The sequence below is a fragment of the Providencia sp. 21OH12SH02B-Prov genome, from assembly GCF_027362595.1.
In the GTDB taxonomy this organism is placed as follows: domain Bacteria; phylum Pseudomonadota; class Gammaproteobacteria; order Enterobacterales; family Enterobacteriaceae; genus Providencia; species Providencia zhejiangensis.
In genome coordinates this window covers 375496-393941 of the sequence record NZ_CP114796.1, presented here as the reverse complement: position 1 = coordinate 393941, position 18446 = coordinate 375496, and the positions used below count along the sequence as shown (strand labels likewise).

Annotated in this window: 19 protein-coding genes; 5 read left to right on the top strand and 14 right to left on the bottom strand. The window is 43.1% G+C overall.

Going from position 1 to position 18446, the window contains the following annotated elements; genetic code table 11:
- The first annotated feature begins 7 nt into the window (after nt 1-7).
- Nucleotides 8-1501, top strand: coding sequence for a malate dehydrogenase (quinone) (mqo, locus tag O7C57_RS01880; protein WP_196713718.1), 1494 nt, complete (start codon nt 8-10; stop codon nt 1499-1501).
- A 53-nt stretch (nt 1502-1554) separates the two neighbouring features.
- Here mqo and cysQ read toward each other — a convergent pair whose 3' ends face one another.
- Nucleotides 1555-2295: a 3'(2'),5'-bisphosphate nucleotidase CysQ gene (gene cysQ / locus O7C57_RS01875; protein ID WP_154623673.1), complete on the bottom strand. Its 741-nt coding sequence runs from the start codon at nt 2293-2295 to the stop codon at nt 1555-1557.
- 571 nt (nt 2296-2866) lie between these two features.
- Between cysQ and O7C57_RS01870 the strand changes: the two genes are divergently transcribed.
- A complete protein-coding gene (locus O7C57_RS01870; RefSeq protein ID WP_196713719.1) occupies nt 2867-3835 on the top strand; it encodes a hypothetical protein in 969 nt (322 codons plus the stop codon).
- A gap of 95 nt (nt 3836-3930) precedes the next feature.
- On the opposite strand, the gene fklB is transcribed toward O7C57_RS01870, so the two are convergent.
- Complete coding sequence (gene fklB / locus O7C57_RS01865) at nt 3931-4551, bottom strand: FKBP-type peptidyl-prolyl cis-trans isomerase (RefSeq protein WP_154622444.1); 621 nt, start codon at nt 4549-4551, stop codon at nt 3931-3933.
- Nucleotides 4552-4782: 231 nt separating this feature from the next.
- On the opposite strand from fklB, the gene O7C57_RS01860 reads away from it, so the two are divergent.
- Nucleotides 4783-5397 (top strand): LysM-like peptidoglycan-binding domain-containing protein, encoded by a 615-nt coding sequence (locus O7C57_RS01860; protein WP_196713720.1) that lies wholly within the window; start codon nt 4783-4785, stop codon nt 5395-5397.
- A gap of 101 nt (nt 5398-5498) precedes the next feature.
- Here the strand turns inward: O7C57_RS01860 and rplI are convergent, their stop codons facing one another.
- From rplI to nsrR, 7 genes are all read right to left on the bottom strand, one after another.
- Entirely contained in the window at nt 5499-5948 is a 450-nt protein-coding gene (gene rplI / locus O7C57_RS01855; RefSeq protein WP_154622442.1) for a 50S ribosomal protein L9, read from the bottom strand.
- Nucleotides 5949-5986: 38 nt separating this feature from the next.
- A complete protein-coding gene (gene rpsR, locus O7C57_RS01850) occupies nt 5987-6214 on the bottom strand; it encodes a 30S ribosomal protein S18 (RefSeq protein WP_000135199.1) in 228 nt (75 codons plus the stop codon).
- A 4-nt stretch (nt 6215-6218) separates the two neighbouring features.
- Nucleotides 6219-6536 carry a primosomal replication protein N gene (priB, locus tag O7C57_RS01845; RefSeq protein ID WP_163863218.1) on the bottom strand — a complete coding sequence of 106 codons (318 nt, stop codon included), beginning with the start codon at nt 6534-6536 and terminating at the stop codon, nt 6219-6221.
- 8 nt (nt 6537-6544) lie between these two features.
- Entirely contained in the window at nt 6545-6940 is a 396-nt protein-coding gene (rpsF, locus tag O7C57_RS01840) for a 30S ribosomal protein S6 (protein WP_154622441.1), read from the bottom strand.
- A gap of 159 nt (nt 6941-7099) precedes the next feature.
- On the bottom strand, nt 7100-7846 hold the full coding sequence (rlmB, locus tag O7C57_RS01835; RefSeq protein WP_154622440.1) for a 23S rRNA (guanosine(2251)-2'-O)-methyltransferase RlmB: 747 nt from the start codon (nt 7844-7846) through the stop codon (nt 7100-7102).
- Nucleotides 7847-7912: 66 nt separating this feature from the next.
- Nucleotides 7913-10378, bottom strand: coding sequence for a ribonuclease R (gene rnr / locus O7C57_RS01830; RefSeq protein ID WP_269723537.1), 2466 nt, complete (start codon nt 10376-10378; stop codon nt 7913-7915).
- Nucleotides 10379-10420: 42 nt separating this feature from the next.
- Nucleotides 10421-10843, bottom strand: a complete 423-nt coding sequence (nsrR, locus tag O7C57_RS01825) for a nitric oxide-sensing transcriptional repressor NsrR (protein WP_163863223.1) — start codon at nt 10841-10843, stop codon at nt 10421-10423.
- A gap of 642 nt (nt 10844-11485) precedes the next feature.
- Between nsrR and O7C57_RS01820 the strand changes: the two genes are divergently transcribed.
- Nucleotides 11486-12688: a mechanosensitive ion channel family protein gene (locus O7C57_RS01820; RefSeq protein ID WP_154622438.1), complete on the top strand. Its 1203-nt coding sequence runs from the start codon at nt 11486-11488 to the stop codon at nt 12686-12688.
- 118 nt (nt 12689-12806) lie between these two features.
- On the opposite strand, the gene O7C57_RS01815 is transcribed toward O7C57_RS01820, so the two are convergent.
- Complete coding sequence (locus O7C57_RS01815) at nt 12807-14105, bottom strand: adenylosuccinate synthase (protein ID WP_154622437.1); 1299 nt, start codon at nt 14103-14105, stop codon at nt 12807-12809.
- 105 nt (nt 14106-14210) lie between these two features.
- Between O7C57_RS01815 and O7C57_RS01810 the strand changes: the two genes are divergently transcribed.
- Nucleotides 14211-14348, top strand: coding sequence for a hypothetical protein (locus O7C57_RS01810; RefSeq protein ID WP_269723536.1), 138 nt, complete (start codon nt 14211-14213; stop codon nt 14346-14348).
- Between the two features lie 27 nt (nt 14349-14375).
- Here the strand turns inward: O7C57_RS01810 and hflC are convergent, their stop codons facing one another.
- From hflC to hfq, 4 genes are all read right to left on the bottom strand, one after another.
- Nucleotides 14376-15380, bottom strand: a complete 1005-nt coding sequence (hflC, locus tag O7C57_RS01805; RefSeq protein ID WP_154623461.1) for a protease modulator HflC — start codon at nt 15378-15380, stop codon at nt 14376-14378.
- 2 nt (nt 15381-15382) lie between these two features.
- Nucleotides 15383-16588 carry an FtsH protease activity modulator HflK gene (gene hflK / locus O7C57_RS01800; RefSeq protein WP_269723535.1) on the bottom strand — a complete coding sequence of 402 codons (1206 nt, stop codon included), beginning with the start codon at nt 16586-16588 and terminating at the stop codon, nt 15383-15385.
- Nucleotides 16589-16674: 86 nt separating this feature from the next.
- Nucleotides 16675-17955: a ribosome rescue GTPase HflX gene (gene hflX / locus O7C57_RS01795; protein WP_154623463.1), complete on the bottom strand. Its 1281-nt coding sequence runs from the start codon at nt 17953-17955 to the stop codon at nt 16675-16677.
- Nucleotides 17956-18056: 101 nt separating this feature from the next.
- Nucleotides 18057-18353, bottom strand: a complete 297-nt coding sequence (gene hfq, locus O7C57_RS01790) for an RNA chaperone Hfq (RefSeq protein ID WP_154623464.1) — start codon at nt 18351-18353, stop codon at nt 18057-18059.
- Nucleotides 18354-18446 lie beyond the last annotated feature (93 nt).

Genomic DNA, 18446 nt, shown 5'->3' with positions numbered 1-18446 from the left:
GTTTTTAATGAGTAAGCCTATTTCAGAACAAGTAGATATCGCGCTCATCGGTGCCGGTATCATGAGTACTACCCTCGGCACTTTTTTAAAAGAACTTGAACCATCACTGAATATTGCGGTTTTTGAAAGACTGAATGACTGTGCGCAAGAAAGTTCTCATCCTTGGAACAACGCCGGTACAGGTCATGCTGCAAACTGTGAAATGAACTATACGCCACCGAATCCAGATGGCACGGTTGATATCAGTAAAGCCCTTGAAGTGAATACCGAGTTTGATCTGTCTCGCCAACTCTGGTCTTACTTAGTCACGAAAGGCAAAATCAAAGATCCCCGTGATTTCATCCATCCTTGCCCACATATGAGCTTTGTTTGGGGTGAAGATAACGTCAAGTTTTTGAAACAGCGCTATACCCAGATGTCAGCTCACCACTGTTATCAGAACATGGAATACACTGAGGATCCGCAACAGATCAATGAGTGGGCACCACTGATCATGGAAGGCCGTGATCCAAAAGAAACTATCGCGATGACACGGGTTGCAACCGGTGCCGATGTGGATTACGGCGCGCTGACGCATCTATTAATGGAACAATTGAGCCAGCAGTCAGGTTTTGCTGTTCACTACAAACATGAAGTTATCGATATTAAAAGAGCCGCTGACGGCAGATGGAATATCGAAGTCAAAAACCTACTCACTCATGAAAAAACCATTACGACCGCTAAATTTGTCTTTATCGGTGCAGGCGGACGAGCTATCGAATTACTCCAAAAATCAGGTATTCCTGAAGGTAAAGGCTATGGTGGCTTCCCTGTTAGCGGTATCTGGCTACGTTGTGATAATGAAGAAATTGCAGCTCGCCATCATGCAAAAGTGTATGGTAAAGCAGACAAAGGCTCCCCACCTATGTCCGTTCCACACTTAGATACACGTATCATTGATGGTAAACGCTCATTATTGTTTGGTCCTTATGCTGGATTTTCTAGCAAATTCCTCAAACACGGCTCTTATTTAGATTTATTTGAATCGGTTAAATTAAATAACATAGAGCCAATGCTTGCCGTTGCTAAAGATAACTGGGCGCTAGCTGAGTACTTAGTTGGGCAAGTGCTCCAAACTTCAGCCCACCAATTTGCTATGCTGCAACAATTCTACCCAGAAGCACAGCGTGAAGACTGGAAAGAAGTGGTTGCGGGACAACGTGTTCAGATCATAAAACCAGATCACGATAAAAAAGGTATCCTAGAATTTGGTACTGAATTGATTACCAGCGCAGATAAGTCACTGACTGTCTTGATGGGCGCATCACCGGGTGCTTCTACCGCTGCGTTTATTGCATTGAATGTCTTGAAGACTTGCTTTGCGGATCAGCTCAATTCAGATGGCTGGGAAGCGCGTTTAAAAGAGATCATTCCAACTTATGGAATTGATTTAAAAGTCGACGCAAAAGCTTGCTTAGATATTCGCGCGGCAACGGCAAAAGTACTCAAGCTCGATAACTAATCGCGTTTTGTCGGGTAAATATACCAATTTACCCGACATGTTCTCATTTCCAGTCAGAACAAAGTTACACGGAAACCAGGGTTTAAAAAAGACTCTCGTGGGGTGTAATCTAGCGTTTTACCGTTCCAATCTAAAACCTTAGCACCGGATGCGATTGCCACAGCATGCCCTGCTGCCGTATCCCAAATATTGGTTGGCCCGAAACGCGGGTACAGTTGCGCTTTGCCTTCTGCCACTAAACAAAACTTTAATGAAGAACCAATTTCAACCGTTTCATGGCTTCCCATTTGAGCAAGATAATCGCGCAATTCACCATCTTGATGAGAGCGGCTGATCACTATGATAGGTGGCATTGAATCTTTAACATGAATCGGTTGCTTGTGCCCACCTTCTTCTTTCCACGCTTGATTACCTTCAGCGTAATAGAGTAACCCTTTGGCGGGCGCATAAACAACGCCCATAATCGGTATACCCTTTTCAATCAACGCAATATTGACTGTAAAATCACCATTGCGATGAATAAATTCTTTTGTTCCATCCAGAGGGTCAATCAACCAATAACGCTGCCAATTTTTACGTTCATCCCATGACGGTGGCGCTTCTTCAGATAATTGAGGAATATCGGGTGCAATACGTGTTAAACCGGCAGTAATAATGTTATGAGCAGCAATATCAGCCTCTGTCACAGGAGATTGATCGCTTTTATGATCAATATGTAACGGCTCTTGGCTGGTATAAATAGCCATAATGGCGGAGCCTGCATCGATAGCCAATTCGCAAATTTGTTTTAGCATGATTCACCTCTTTTCCATCACTCTGTACCTTTAGCTTAACAGCCATAGATCATTGGAACCACAGAAACCGTTCACACTTACCTTATCAATTTACATTATTTTCTTTCCAAGTAGTTTCAATTAATGAAAAGAATAGTGTTCTTGGGGAAATATTGCGTTATATCAGAAACAGCGCTTTATATTATGCTTTAGATTTGATTTATCACTCGACATTTGCAATAGCAATATTGTTTAATCCATTGTTTTATATCCATAAGAAACAAATAAGAGAGAGCGGTGAGCTTCTTTTAAAGAAAGGCAATTATAGATTGTGAATATATAAGAAGTGACTTTAGGTTTTTAGCGCTAATGCCGCTAAGAAAAATGCCTATATTTAGGCTCGATGACAACATTAAGGTAGCAAACTTTATACCCCATTCTCGAGTTGCAACAACGCATTATGATTTAATGCTATACAGAACAATAAGTAAAAATGACAATAAGCTTAATCGCATTTTTGAATAGGAATCTAACCTGCTATTTATATATCACCACTATCAATGATGTGATTCTCTAAAATTTAGGAATAAAAATGAGTCAATCAAATACAGCCAAGCTCTCTTTTTTTAGATTACCCGCCATATTTGTGAGTGTTTGGATCCTCACGGAGTACTTTTGGTTTTATAGCGTGACAATTCAACCATTATTATACGTACCGCCTCATTATTTAAATGCGATTATATATAGCCTAAGGGTAGAATGGTTCATTAAGATTTTTATCTTCCTATTTTCCACTTGCCTTATCTTTTACTACACCAAATTGAACCAAGCTAACCTTAAAAATATCCTTATTGTTGCGGGTATTGCCATCGTCTACTTTTTTATTCTCAAATTTACGCAATACGTAAATGGGATAGCCATGCATAAGATGTTTGGAGAGGTACAGTTATATCATCGCCCTAGCTTAATATATACCTATAGCTTTTCCATTATATTTAACATTATCAACGTCTTGATACTTATTTTACTATTTATACCAAGAATATTTTTTTGTAAAAAAGCCCGTCATGATTTCGTATTAACAGAAAAAAATCATGGGTTAATTTACAATGCACTCTATACCATAACCATGCTATGTTTTACGCTTGTTATCGCCTCTCTCACGATATATTGCATTGCGTTACTCAAGGAAAATCAACTGATATTAAAAATTTTTTTGCTTCTGAGTTACCAAGCATCTGACATGTTATTTCCTGCAACAGCCGCTGCTATCGTTATATTGCTTTTAAGTATATATAGGTCAATTCCTTTCCAAGGAAATCAACTCAAGATAAAACGTTTAATGCTTCTTTCGTTCATTAATACCATCATACTACTGGCAATAATGAGCCTATTAGCTTTCTTACTGTATTTATCAATAGAGGTCTCTCAACAAATCACCACTTTAGATGAGCTATTTGTCATCGTTGGTTTTGTGATTTTTATTATCATTGCACGTCTTGTAAATAAACGGGTGTTTAGAACTAAAAAAGATTCCCCCTCAATAACACCTACAGCTTAAAACATAAAAAGGACTTTGCGACCTTGCCTTCATCATAAAAAGGCAGGCCTGCAAAGCCCTGATATTGGCTTAGTCAGTTATACTGACCGCCAAGATTACAGAATTTCGAGTAATTCGACTTCAAAGACTAGCGTACTGAATGGCGGGATAGATGCGCCTGCACCACGCTCACCATAAGCCAGCTCAGAAGGGATGTACAGTTCCCACTTAGAACCGACAGGCATCAGAGTCAGAGCCTCTATCCAACCTTGGATAACGCCACTCACAGGGAATTCTGCGGGTTGGCCACGTTGAACTGAGCTATCAAAAACAGTACCGTCAATGAGACGACCTGTATAATGGACGCGAACACGGTCAGTACGTGCAGGGATCGCACCTTCACCTTGGTTAATCACAGAGAATTGCAAACCAGAATCAGTGGTTGATACACCTTCACGCTTTTGGTTTTCTTCAAGGAATGCACGACCTTCAGCCGCCATGGCTTCTTGGCGAGAAGCACGGACTGCATCTGCACGCTCATGAATTTCACGTAGCGCTTTATGAAGTGCTTCAACAGGAACTGAAGGCATATTACCTTCTAACGCATCAGTGAGGCCTGCTAAAATAGCAGCAGGTTCTAGGCCTTCTAAACCAGACTCTAATAATTGCTGACCGATTTGTAAGCCAATACCATAGCTTGCTTGAGCTTCTACTGAATCAAAATTTGGGTTTGCCATGAAAATACCTGTATGGTTTTTGATAAAAAAGCAAGAATAACAGCCCCTACCTTATGGGTAAACCTAAACCATACCTCTGTGCGTTAAAAGTAAGCTATTTTGTATGATTCAGCTCAGTGTTCTCTGAAAAATAACCTAGGGTAATCAAATTACTAAAAATCAGTGCTACTATTCCTATCATCACAAATGAATTTAGTTCGTCACCGTTCGTTCCTCAATCAAGGAGGAGTCATGCTTAAATTTTCAAGATTTCATCGCATTGGTATCACTATCTTAGCGATTATCGTTATTGCAGCCCTTTTCTGGCCTACTGGTGATGAAAACCAAGGTAATAAAACACCTCAAAGTCAGCCACAGCCTATTGTTGTACCGCCACCAACAACTCCCGAGATAGTGACTCCAACACCATCAGAAGAACCAATAGATAACGGTCAAACGGAAGGTGCCCCCGCAGGCGTGCCTGCTGAACCAGAGATCATCCAAGAACCGCCAGTGGAGCAGACTCCACCTGAGGTTACATCACCACCAACGACCACCACACCACCAAAGCAGACACAACAGCCTGCAACTCGCCCTACAACCAATGAATGGCAAAACTATCAGATACAAAAAGGCAAAACATTGGCACAACTGTTTCGTGATAACCACCTGCAAGCCAATGATGCATTTGTTATGGCCCGTGTTGAGGGAGCGGAAAAACCTCTCAGTAGTTTACGGCAGGGTCAGAAAATACGTTTGAAGGCAAATGCAAAAGGGGAAGTACAGCTATTGGAGATTACGACCGCTGAAGGTAAAACATTTAGCTTTGCGCGTCTAAGTGATGGTAGTTACTACCGAACACCGTAGCTTGACTTGAACAAGCGCGATTACAGGCAATAAAAAACACCGGACTAGCCGGTGTTTTTTTTGTGCTATCGGAAAACCGATGGCACTACCATCATTTTTGATTACTCAGCAACGATGATAACGTTCAGCTCAGCAAAAACATCGCTGTGTAACTGGAAATGAACTTCGTGGTCACCAGTAGTACGCAGAACGCCATTTGGTAGGCGAACTTCGCTTTTCGCGATTGCAACGCCAGCAGCAGTTACTGCATCAGCGATGTCACGAGTACCGATAGAACCAAACAGTTTACCTTCGTCACCCGCTTTAGAAGCTAGAGTAACAGAACCCAGCGCAGTAACAGCTGCTGCACGAGCCTGAGCTGCTGCCAGAACGTCAGCTAATTTAGCTTCCAGTTCAGCGCGGCGAGCTTCGAAGAATTCGATGTTTTTCTTAGTTGCAGGAACAGCTTTGCCCTGTGGAACTAAGTAGTTACGAGCATAGCCCGATTTAACGTTAACCTGATCACCCAGGCTACCTAGGTTAGCTACTTTATCAAGCAGAATAACTTGCATTACCTTATCCTCTTAAAGTCGTTAATGGACTGTACCAATTACTGATGACGATCAGTATATGGCAACAGAGACAGGTAGCGAGCGCGCTTGATAGCACGAGCGAGCTGACGCTGATATTTTGCACGAGTACCGGTGATACGGCTTGGTACAATTTTACCACTTTCAGTGATGTAGTTTTTCAGCGTTGCGATATCTTTATAGTCGATCTCTTGAACGCCTTCCGCTGTGAAACGGCAGAACTTGCGACGACGGAAATAACGTGCCATATGGCTAGTCTCCAGAATCTATCAAATCAATCTGCTCGGCATGAAGAACCAGTTTACTTAATCCATTGCGCCCTTGATGGGTACTAATAAAACCAGTGACTGTAATTCGACTGCCGACCGTTATACTGTGAGTATGGGCTTGTAAGGTTTGTCCGCTAACAATTATGGGCATTCTGCACCATGCTTGTCGGGTTAATCCTGCTTCCTGTTGTTGTGAACGATGTTCTAAAACAAACTGGCAGTGAGGGATACCCGACGGACTCACTTTTCGAATCAATGCTTTACAGACTGTGCCTGTGAGCACCAAACGATTAGTGAACACCTGCGCAATTACTCTTCAGAATCCCCAGCTTCTTCAGCTTCTTCATCCTGATATTCATCAGCCAGGTCACGGCTACGACGTTCGTCTTTAGCTTTAACCATTGGAGAAGCTTCTGTTACTGCGTGTTTTAAGCGCATAACCATGCTGCGGATAACGGCATCGTTGAAGCGGAAGTTAGTTTCCAGCTCATCAATCGCTTCCTGTGGAGCTTCTACGTTCAACAGAACATAGTGAGCTTTGTGCAGTTTATTGATTGGGTAAGCCAGTTGACGACGGCCCCAGTCTTCCAGACGGTGGATCTGACCTTGTGCGTTAGTGATTACAGCACTGTAACGCTCGATCATGCCCGGAACCTGTTCGCTTTGGTCAGGATGGACCATAAAAACGATTTCGTAATGACGCATTAGTAGTTGCTCCTTACGGATTATTCAGCCTCCTGTCAGGGTTAACCGCGGCCCGCGGAGGCAAGGAACTTGTTGAGTGCGGCTAAAAAATTGACGCGTCACTATACCCATCCCCGAGAGAAAACTCAAGAGATGGCGACAAATATCACTGAATATTTATTATTCGGGTGACTTATCAGTACGTTGACGCACAGCTTCAAACAGGCAAATACCTGTTGCAACAGAAACATTTAATGAAGAAACCGTTCCCGCCATTGGGATGCTGATCAACTCATCACAGTGCTCACGGGTTAAACGGCGCATGCCTTCCCCTTCAGCTCCCATCACGAGTGCCATTGCCCCAGTTAATTTACTTTGATACAAGGTGTGGTCGGCTTCACCCGCGGTACCCACAATCCAGACATTGTACTCTTTCAATAAACGCAACGTTCTCGCTAAATTAGTCACGCGAATCAAAGGAACGCTTTCCGCTGCGCCACAAGCAACTTTTTTCGCGGTTGCATTAAGTTGTGCTGATTTATCTTTCGGCACAATCACTGCATGAACGCCCGCTGCATCTGCGCTACGCAAACATGCCCCTAAGTTATGAGGGTCTGTAACGCCATCTAACACCAATAGGAAAGGGGTTTCTGTATTTTCAAGAAAATCAGGCAAATCCCCTTCTTGATACTGCTTACCCGGCAATACTTTTGCAATGATGCCTTGGTGTACCGCACCTTCTGTTTGTGCATCCATCCATTGACGATTCGCGACTTGCACCACAATGCCAAGCGCTTCGATTTCATGAATAATCGGCATCAGACGGCGATCTTCGCGCCCTTTTAAAATATAAACTTCTTTGAGTCGTGATGCATCACGATCAAGTAGGGCTTTCACCGCATGAATGCCGTAAATAATTTCGCTCATAAATCTCTTTTTTGTTGATGGAATTCAAGGTGGCATGACGCCACCTTAGTTAACTCAGCGGATCCATTACCCTTCTTGTTTTTGGGCTTTTTTCGCTGCGCGTTTAGCTTTTAATTTTGCACTAATTTTCTTGGTTTTATCAGAGGCTTTTTTCCCTTTAGCCTTATTATCTGATTTTTTATCTGTTTTCTTGCCTTTCTTCTCTGAACGACGAAAAGCTGAATCAGGCTCGAAGTTTTTATCCTTGCTCGCATCACCACGTTTACTGCGTGCTGATTTAGTTGCATTTTTAACTTCTTTTTTCATTCTATCACGTGCTGTTTTACCGGGATTCTTGGCTTTACGCGTAGTTGAAATCAAGGCGAAATCAATGGTGCGTTCATCCATATGCACCGCTTCAACGCGAATCTCCACTTCATCGCCAAGTCGATAAGTAGTTCCGGAAGACTCACCAATCAAGCGTTGTCCCACCGCATCATAACGGTAGTAATCATTATCTAGCGTCGATACATGCACTAAGCCATCAATAAACAGGTCATTTAAGCGAACAAAGAAACCAAAACCTGTCACGCTGGTAATTAGCCCTGTAAAGACTTGACCGACTTGGTCTTGCATAAAGTCACATTTTAACCAATCGGCGACATCGCGTGTCGCTTCATCGGCACGGCGTTCCGTCATGGAACAATGCTCTCCGAGCTGTAACATGCTATCCATATCAGAATGCCAGCCACCTGTCGGCGTCCAACGATGATCGGTGTGCCCACGCTCTTTCGCAAGTAGGTATTTAATCCCTCTATGCAACGTTAGATCAGGGTAACGGCGGATAGGTGACGTAAAATGCGCGTAGGATTTTAAAGCCAGCCCAAAGTGACCGCGATTTTCAGGATCATAAATCGCCTGCTTCATTGAACGCAAGATCATCGTTTGCAGTAATTCATGGTCAGGACGGTCAGCAACTTCATTCATGACTTGAGCATAATCTTTCGGCTCAGGCTTCATGCCACCTGGTAGCGTTAAGCCCAATTCACTAAAGACGGAACGTAAGTTCATCACGCTCTCTTCTTTTGGACGATCATGCACACGATACAGTGCAGGCTCTTCATTTTTCTCAACATAGCGAGCCGCTGCGATGTTGGCTAGAATCATACACTCTTCAATCAGTTTATGAGCGTCATTACGTTCTACAGGCTCGATACGTTCTATACGGCGTTCAGCGTTAAAGATGAATTTTGCTTCTTCTGATTCAAACGAAATTGCACCACGTTCAATACGTGCATCATCCAGAGCTTTATAAAGCGCATGTAATTGCTCAATATGCGGAACCAATGCCTTATAGTGTTCACGCAACTCCTCATCACCTTGTAAAATCTTCCATACTTTGGTGTACGTTAGCCTTGCGTGTGAATTCATCACGGCTTCATAGAATTTGTAGGAAGATAGGCGACCTGACGCAGATACCGTCATTTCACACACCATACAAAGGCGATCAACACCTGGGTTCAGTGAACAGAGGCCATTTGAGAGCACTTCTGGCAGCATAGGTACCACTTGCGATGGAAAATAGACGGAGTTACCCCGACTACGTGCTTCATCATCAAGTGCAGTTTGTGGACGAACATAATAACTTACATCAGCAATCGCCACCCATAAACGCCACCCCCCTCCTTTTTTCGGAGCACAATGTACGGCGTCATCAAAGTCACGAGCATCTTCACCATCAATCGTCACAAGGGGTAAATCACGTAAGTCGACACGCCCTTTTTTTGCTGATTCAGGAACCTGCTCACTTAAATCCGCCACCTGTTTTTCGACTTGAGGTGGCCATGAATGTGGGATTTCATGAGTACGCAAGGCAATCTCAACTGCCATACCTGTACCCATACTTTCGCCTAATACTTCAATAATATGTCCAACCGCTTGAGAACGGCGCTGTGGTCTTGTGACCAATTCAACCACCACCACGTTGCCCATACGAGCACCGTTGATTTGGTCTTTAGGAATTAAAATATCAAAACTTAAACGGCTATCATCAGGAACCACAAACCCCATCCCTGATTCAATAAAATAGCGCCCAACAATTTGATTGTTACGAGGTTCAAGTACACGAACAACACGCACCTCAGTGCGCCCTTTACGGTCTTGACCATAAGGCTGTGCTAAAATGACATCGCCATGTAATGCACGTTTCATCTCATCTTGTGATAGGTAGTAGTCTTCTTTTTTACCTTCAACGCGCAAGAAACCATAGCCATCACGGTGGCCTATCACTTTGCCTTTAAGTAAATCTAAACGCTCTGGTAGCGCATAGCATTGACGGCGAGTAAACACTAATTGCCCATCACGCTCCATCGCTCGTAAACGGCGGCGTAAGGCTTCTAACTCTTCTTCTGAAGAGAGATTCAATAATTGTGCTATTTCTTCGCGCTTTGCAGGGGCCGAGCGTTTAGTGAGGAGTTCGAGTATGAATTCTCTGCTAGGAATTGGGGATTCGTATTTTTCTGCTTCTCTTTCCTGAAAAGGATCTTGTGACATCGTTACCTCCGTTGTCATCAGAATTTGCTATTACTGCGTTGTCTAATCGAGCAGTAATTGATAAAGCGGACTGTTATCTTTAACCATGTCAGCTAGCGTATGTTTATCGAGTTCCTTTAAAAACTGTTGTATCGCCTGATGAAGTACACCCTTCAAACGGCAGGCGGGTGTTATATGGCAAAACTCACCACTGCAATTCACTAACGTGAGGGGCTCTAGTGCTCTGACAACGTCCCCGATCCGGATGGTTTCTGCGGGTTGTCCAAGCGTTATCCCACCATTTTTACCACGAGTCGCTTTAACATAGCCAAGATGGCTGAGTTGATTGATAATCTTAACCATATGATTGCGGGAGACACCATAGACGTCAGTGACTTCTGTGATACTGGTCATTTTCCCTTCAGGGAGTGATGCCAAATAAATCAGAGCACGTAACCCATAATCTGTAAAACTCGTTAGCTGCACAATCACCTCAAAATTTTTGGCTTAGCCAATGGTTATCTCACCACTTCTCTCTTATTAAACTCAAATTATCACGAAATGGTATCCATATTGTTTGCGCTAGGCCAAAATAACCTAAGGATATCTTTCAAATAATTCAAGTTATACTCGGCACGGTACATGTTCCGTACCTCATGTTGGCCTTGCTTCAAAAAGCAAACAAATTAATGCCAATAGGCTTCATCAAATCAAGCCGCTCTTCAACGCTCAACAAAGACATTCACGTTAACAACAATAACCTAGACGATAACGAATGCCATTACGTCTGCATTTGACATCATCAAATACCGTTTATTCTAGTTTAGCTTACTATGCAGGAAACATGTCGGTTTTCAGAGCGAGATAAACACTCCTACCATCTCCTGTTTTTGCCTATCGATGCAAGCCAGATACTGACAAACAAATAATATCAAAGAATAATCGAACACATAATAGCACAGATTCCTTAAGCCACTCGAGATTCCTGACTCACTCCCTATTGTCTATACTGTTTGAACAAGAGTGAGTTGAATCGATAGGCTGCTTATCACTTTTAACATCAAATCTTTTTATTTTTTCCGTTTTACAATGAACAGTCGGCACGCTAAGTAGGTGATATAGGACGTTATGGAACAAATTATCGAAATTTATGATTTTATATCAGGGAACACCTTATTAATGACAGCGATCTTAGTCGTCGTTTTACTGCTGACATGGATCGTTGGCAAAGTCATTTTCTTACGATTTGCCAGAAGGTTATTACCATTATTAACCAATTTAACTGACGATGACTTAATTGATGGCGTTGCACGAAAAATTGCATCCATTGTTGCCGTCACTTTTGTGCTTTATCTCAATCAGATGCTGCCTTCATTTTCTGATGAAGTGAATATCACCTTTAAAACCATCTGTTGGGCGTTGATTATTATTAATGTTGCCGCTCTGATAAACGATGGCTTAGATGTTTTTATTCTGCGCCAAGCCAAAAAGACCCTGCATCGCAATAACTCAATAAAAGGCTATATCGAGATCGCAAAAATTATTGTATGGATAATTTCATTTATCTTGATCATCGCCCTAATGACCGACCAATCACCGATCATTATTATTTCGAGTTTTGGTGCTATTGCCGCAGTATTAATGTTTGTCTTCCAGCATACATTGCTATCATTTGTTGCCAACATACTTGTATCAAATGGTAAGGTACTGAAACTTTACGATTGGATTGAATTACCAAGCAGTAATATTAGTGGCGAAGTAATTGATATCGCCTTGCATACGATCACCGTTCGAAATTGGGATAATACGATTTCACGTATCCCGACCAAGGATTTTTTGACTGAAAAATACACTAACTGGCAACCCATGTTTTCATCGGGAGGTCGTCGCATCAAACGCAGTTTTTATATTGATCAATCTTCAATTTCATTTGCCACTGAAGCTTTATTTAATGAGCTAAAAAATACAGCGCCCTTACGCCAAAGTATAGAAAATATGCTAGAAGCACGAAGTGACATCACTAATATCAATGAATGGATGATTAATAATGGTGTAACGAACCTACAACTATTCAGAAAATATATTTTGAATTGGATAAAAATGCGTGGCGATGTTAGGACTGATATGTACTTAGTCATAAGAACGATGCCACCAACCCCCAACGGGTTACCCGTCGAAATTTATTGTTTCACTCGCTCAACGACTTGGGTTGAGTATGAGGAAGTACAATCTGAAATTTTTGAATATGTTAATGCTTCAGCAAAATACTTTAAGCTAAGAATTTACCAACACCCATCCGGCAGTGATCTGGCGAATTTAAAACGTGAATAACCAATAACAAAAAACACCGAATAAATCGGTGTTTTTAATCTGCCTAGACGCCTGTTCAAGACACAGGCTCTCAGCGGATAATGAGCAGCTTCTTATCTAAGAAACTGCTATGGCTGAACTATGCATCAAATGGATCGCGCAGGATCATCGTTTCAGAACGATCAGGTCCTGTTGAAATAATATCAACTGGAATACCCGTTAGTTCTTCAATACGCTTGATGTAATCTAAAGCGGCTTGTGGTAACAGCGCTCTGTCTTTAACACCAAAAGTTGTTTCGCTCCAACCCGGCATAGTTTCGTAGACAGGCTCTAAACCTTCCCACTCATCTGCTGCCAGTGGTGTCGTTTCTAGCACTTGACCATCTGGGCGGCGGTAGCCTACACAGATTTTCACTTCTTTCAGACCATCTAACACATCAAGTTTAGTCAAGCAGAAACCAGACAGGGAGTTGATCTGAACAGCGCGATTAATCGCAACAATGTCTAACCAACCTGTACGACGTTTACGACCTGTAGTCGCACCAAACTCTTGGCCTTTTTCACGCAGGAATTCACCCGTCTCGTCAAAAAGCTCCGTAGGGAATGGGCCTGCACCAACACGCGTAGAGTATGCTTTAATAATACCTAACACGTAGCTGACGTAGCGAGGACCTAAACCAGAACCTGTTGCAACTCCACCAGCAGTGGTATTAGAAGAGGTGACATACGGATAAGTACCGTGGTCAATATCCAATAAAGTGCCTTGTGCACCTTCGAACATCACTAATTCATTCTTCTGATGTGCTTTATAGAGCAGATCAGAAACATCAACTACCATGCTAGTCAGAATATCCGCGACTGCCATGATGTCATCGAGGGTTTTCTGATAATCAACCGCAGGCTCTTTGTAGTAGTTCACCAGTTGGAAATTGTGATACTCAATGATTTCTTTTAGTTTTTCAGCAAAACTTGCTTTATCAAACAGGTCGCCAACTCGCAAACCACGACGAGCAACTTTGTCTTCATAAGCAGGACCAATTCCACGACCCGTTGTACCAATCGCTTTCGCACCACGCGCTTTTTCGCGCGCATTATCTAATGCGATATGATAAGGCAGGATCAGTGGGCATGCTTCAGAAATATGTAAGCGTTCGCGAACAGGAACACCGCGATCTTCTAATTGCTTCATCTCTTTCATTAAAGCGTCAGGTGCAAGTACTACACCATTACCAATAATGCTGATGACATTTTCACGAAGAATACCGGATGGAATTAAGTGGAGAACGGTTTTTTCACCGTTTACAACAAGAGTATGGCCAGCATTATGGCCGCCCTGATAGCGAACTACATATTTAGCACGCTCTGTCAGCAAGTCGACGATCTTGCCCTTTCCTTCGTCACCCCATTGGGTGCCCAGTACGACAACGTTCTTACCCATTTCAAAATACACTCGGTTGCTTAAAAATGAATTCTACCATCTAAAATATTCTGTTCCAGTAATTTTTGGCACAGCAAAAATTATTTTTCTGGAAAGCAAGCAAAAATGGCATTTTTTATTTCTACCATAACTCCAACTGATAATAGCCAGCTCGACCAGATTAAATTTTCCCTGAAAAATCCAATACTTAAAATGGTAGGCGAAAAAAAAGCCCGCGAAGCGGGCTTTTCTTTACTAGCTTAACAGTTATTTTAATCTGTTGCACGTAACTTAATCATCAGTAGAACGCAACTTAGTTGGCGCTTTCATAAAGCGGAAGAAATCTGTGTCAGGGCTAAGCACCATCACATCATCGCCACCTTTAAAGCTCTGCTCATAGGCACGTAAACTACGGATAAAGGCATAGAACTCAGGATCTTGGTTGAAAGCGTCAGCAAACAGTTTTGTTGCCATCGCATCCCCTTCACCGCGTAGTGTCAATGCTGTACGTTCAGCTTCTGCCAACGTTTCTGTTACCGTTTTATCAGCAACCGCACGGATCTTAGTGGCTTCTTCCTGACCTTGTGAACGATGTTGACGGGCAACCGCTTCACGTTCAGCACGCATACGCGCATAGATAGCCTCAGAAACTTCGTTCGGTAACTCAATACGTTTGATACGAACGTCAACCACTTCAATCCCTAATGCAGCCATACTGTTTGCATTCACAACCAATGGCGCTAGGTTAGTTTCTTGCTCAACGCGTGCAGCCGCAGATGCGATAGCAGCATCGGCATCTTTCGTAGCATCATCCGTTGCCGTACCTTTGTTCAATGCATCACGCACATCAATGGTTAAACGACCACGAGAGTCCGTAATGATGTCTTTAACGCTTAAACGACCAAACTCAGAACGTAAACGGTCACTGAACTTACGTTTTAACAGTGTTTCGGCTTGATAAGGGTTACCACCTCCCGTCGCTACATAGTAACGGCTAAAGTCTGTAACACGCCATTTCAGGTAAGAGTCTACCATCAAGTCTTTGTTTTCACTTGTTAAGTAACGGTCAGCTTGAATTTCCAAAGTCTGGATACGCGCATCAAGCATTTTCACCGTTTCAATAAACGGCACTTTAAAGTGTAAGCCTGGCTCATAAATAATGGGTTTATTTTCTGAGTCACGCAATACCTTACCAAAACGTAACACAATGCCACGATCGGTTTGAGGAACAATAAAGATGGATGCGTAAGCAACTGCCAAGATGGCAATAACGATAACAATTAGCGATTTACGCATGATTATTGTCTCCCTACTCTAACGGCATCACCACGAACACCACTGTTTTGTTGCGCGGGTGCCGAACCATAAGATGATGAATTATTGGTATTAGGATTCATCACTTTAGGCGCTAAGCTCGTTTTTGGTACTGGCGCACTGCTGTTGCCACCACGCATCAATTGCTCTAATGGCAGAACTAACATGCTGTTGCTCTTATCATTGGCGATAACTTTACGTGTATTGCTTAAAACACGTTCCATCGTATCAATGTAGAGACGCTCACGCGTAATTTCAGGTGCTGCACGATACTCAGGCAACATCTTCGCAAAGCTTGCAACCTCACCCTCTGCTTTAAAGACAACACTTGCCTTATAAGCTTCAGCTTCTTCGATTAGCTTTTGTGCGTTACCTTTTGCCATTGGCAGAACTTCGTTACGGTAAGCATGAGCTTCACGAATGGTTTTTTGTTCTTCTTCCCTTGCAGCGATTACGTCATCGAATGCGGCTTTAACATCTTCAGGCGGACGAGCAGCTTGGAAGTTGACATCGAGCAGTGTGATACCCATTTTGTATGGCGCAATTGTTGCTTCTAGCTCTTTTTGCGTAACATCACGGATAAATGCACGGTTTGTTGTCAACACTTGTTCCATTGCTGACTGACCGATAACGCCACGCACAGCACTATCAAGAGCCTGACGTAAACTGTTATCTGGGTTGGTCACACTGAACAGGTATTCAGCAGGATCAGTGACACGATACTGAACGTTCATTTCAACGCGGATCACGTTTTCATCTGACGTTAGCATCATACCGTTAGTCGCTTGTTCACGAACGGTTTCAACGTTAACAGGGATAACCTTGTCAATAAATGTTGGCTTCCAGTTCAGACCAGGTCCGACAACACCGCTATACTCGCCAAAGCGTAATATAACACCTCGGTCACTTTCCTTAATGGTATAGAAACCTGATCCAGCCCATACAACTACGATGGCAGCAAGAGCCAATACACCAAGACGACCGCTGATTTGAGAGGGTTGTTTATTATCACCATCACCACCGCCGCCTTTTTTACCACCAAGCTTACTGCTCAGTTTACGAAAGAGATCGTCGAGATCAGAAGCCCCACGTTTTCGACCACCTTTGTTCCCGCCAGAGTTGCCGCCTTTATTGCCGCTTCCCCACGGATCGCGGTCTTGTCCGTCATTACCGGGCTGATTCCACGCCATGTTTTAGCTCCATATCTTTATGATTGATTTTTCGGGTTAAGAGCAACAAATAACTCTTAATATCAATTCCATTTCCTAGCGACATGTTAGATAACATAACTAGGTAATTGTTGTTCCTGTTTGCACAAACGCTGCCAATCAACCATTGGCATACGCACCTCAAGGCCAATTGAGCCGTCCTCTTCAAGCCATTCACGTTCAATCGCATGAAGTTGATAAAAACGGCTACGTAAGCGGCCTTCACTAGGTGGTAAACGCATTTCAACATGTGCGATTTCACCTGAAAGGCGTTCCGTCAATGCTTGTAGCAACAAGGGGATACCTTCACCCGTTTGCGCTGATACCCAGACACGAACCGGTTTGTTATCCTCATTTCTGTCGATACGCGGGATAAATTCTTCCAGCATATCCACTTTATTCATAACTAAAAGTGTCGGAATTTCATCAGCTTCAATTTCTTCCAATACACTTTCGACCGCATGAATATTTTCATCCAAACGGCTATCTGCTGCATCAATCACATGAAGCAATAATGTTGCTTCGCGAGTTTCCTGCAGTGTTGCTTTAAAGGCAGCAACTAAATCATGAGGCAGATGGCGAATGAAACCAACAGTATCTGCAAGCACAACAGTTCCTACATCATCGACATCAATACGTCTTAATGTTGGATCCAGTGTCGCAAACAGTTGATCCGCAGCGTAAACGTCAGAAGCCGTCATCCGGTTAAATAAACTCGATTTACCGGCGTTGGTATAACCAACAAGCGAAATCGTTGGAATATCCGCTTTATTTCGCGCCTGACGCCCTTGTTCACGTTGTCTTTCTACTCGGCCGAGACGGGATAAAATCTGACTGATTTTTCCCCTTAATAACCGACGGTCAGTCTCTAACTGAGTTTCACCAGGGCCACGTAAGCCAATTCCGCCTTTTTGTCGCTCAAGGTGCGTCCATCCCCTCACTAAGCGAGTTGATAGATGGCGTAATTGCGCAAGCTCAACTTGAAGCTTCCCTTCATGCGTGCGCGCCCTTTGAGCAAAGATATCTAAAATGACCCCTGTGCGGTCGACGACCCGACATTGGCATAGCCTTTCGAGATTACGTTCTTGCGCTGGACTCAGAGTATGGTTGAATAACACCACATCCGCGCCACTTTCCTTCACCGCCTCCGCGATTTCTTCCGCTTTCCCTTCTCCGACATAATATTTAGGATGAGGAGACTTACGACTGCCTGTGACTATCTGTACAGGTTTAACGCCTGCCGATGTCACGAGTGACTCAAATTCGGTTAGATTTTCCGTGTCCTTTTCTTGTGAGAAAAAAACATGCACTAATACAGCCAGCTCACCGCCTTCATACCTATCAAACAAGGGCTATAACCTCTTAGGCTTAATCACTATCAATACAAAGGAAAAACACAGGTAAAGTCTCCCTACCTATGTTTTCCTTGAATTTTAACGCACAACTGGCCTTACTCAGCGGCTTCGCCATCCTGTTGAGTAGGAGCACCAGTGTTATAATTGCCATTACCTGCCCCACCAGCAGCACTACCGCTATGATGAGAAACAGGACGAGCAGGGACAACGGTAGAGATAGCATGCTTATAAACCATCTGGCTAACCGTGTTTTTTAGTAAAATGACAAACTGGTCAAAAGATTCAATCTGACCCTGCAATTTGATGCCGTTAACCAAATAAATTGAGACCGGAACCCTTTCACGACGTAATGCGTTCAGGAACGGATCTTGCAAAGATTGCCCCTTAGCCATTCTATGTTTTCCTTATTTTGTTGTTTTTAAATGAGAATCTTTCGATTCCAAAAAGTAACTACTCAAAAATTGCGCTTAACATTCTAATTGTAC

Bases quoted from the DNA above. Each gene is read 5' to 3' on its own strand.
- hfq (WP_154623464.1), bottom strand. From the start codon at position 18,353: ATGGCTAAGGGGCAATCTTTGCAAGATCCGTTCCTGAACGCATTACGT.
- rnr (WP_269723537.1), bottom strand. From the start codon at position 10,378: ATGTCACAAGATCCTTTTCAGGAAAGAGAAGCAGAAAAATACGAATCC.
- hflK (WP_269723535.1), bottom strand. From the start codon at position 16,588: ATGGCGTGGAATCAGCCCGGTAATGACGGACAAGACCGCGATCCGTGG.
- mqo (WP_196713718.1), top strand. From the start codon at position 8: ATGAGTAAGCCTATTTCAGAACAAGTAGATATCGCGCTCATCGGTGCC.
- rplI (WP_154622442.1), bottom strand. From the start codon at position 5,948: ATGCAAGTTATTCTGCTTGATAAAGTAGCTAACCTAGGTAGCCTGGGT.
- rpsR (WP_000135199.1), bottom strand. From the start codon at position 6,214: ATGGCACGTTATTTCCGTCGTCGCAAGTTCTGCCGTTTCACAGCGGAA.
- O7C57_RS01820 (WP_154622438.1), top strand. From the start codon at position 11,486: ATGGAACAAATTATCGAAATTTATGATTTTATATCAGGGAACACCTTA.
- O7C57_RS01810 (WP_269723536.1), top strand. From the start codon at position 14,211: ATGGCATTTTTTATTTCTACCATAACTCCAACTGATAATAGCCAGCTC.
- O7C57_RS01860 (WP_196713720.1), top strand. From the start codon at position 4,783: ATGCTTAAATTTTCAAGATTTCATCGCATTGGTATCACTATCTTAGCG.
- O7C57_RS01815 (WP_154622437.1), bottom strand. From the start codon at position 14,105: ATGGGTAAGAACGTTGTCGTACTGGGCACCCAATGGGGTGACGAAGGA.
- O7C57_RS01870 (WP_196713719.1), top strand. From the start codon at position 2,867: ATGAGTCAATCAAATACAGCCAAGCTCTCTTTTTTTAGATTACCCGCC.
- fklB (WP_154622444.1), bottom strand. From the start codon at position 4,551: ATGGCAAACCCAAATTTTGATTCAGTAGAAGCTCAAGCAAGCTATGGT.
- cysQ (WP_154623673.1), bottom strand. From the start codon at position 2,295: ATGCTAAAACAAATTTGCGAATTGGCTATCGATGCAGGCTCCGCCATT.
- rlmB (WP_154622440.1), bottom strand. From the start codon at position 7,846: ATGAGCGAAATTATTTACGGCATTCATGCGGTGAAAGCCCTACTTGAT.
- hflC (WP_154623461.1), bottom strand. From the start codon at position 15,380: ATGCGTAAATCGCTAATTGTTATCGTTATTGCCATCTTGGCAGTTGCT.
- rpsF (WP_154622441.1), bottom strand. From the start codon at position 6,940: ATGCGTCATTACGAAATCGTTTTTATGGTCCATCCTGACCAAAGCGAA.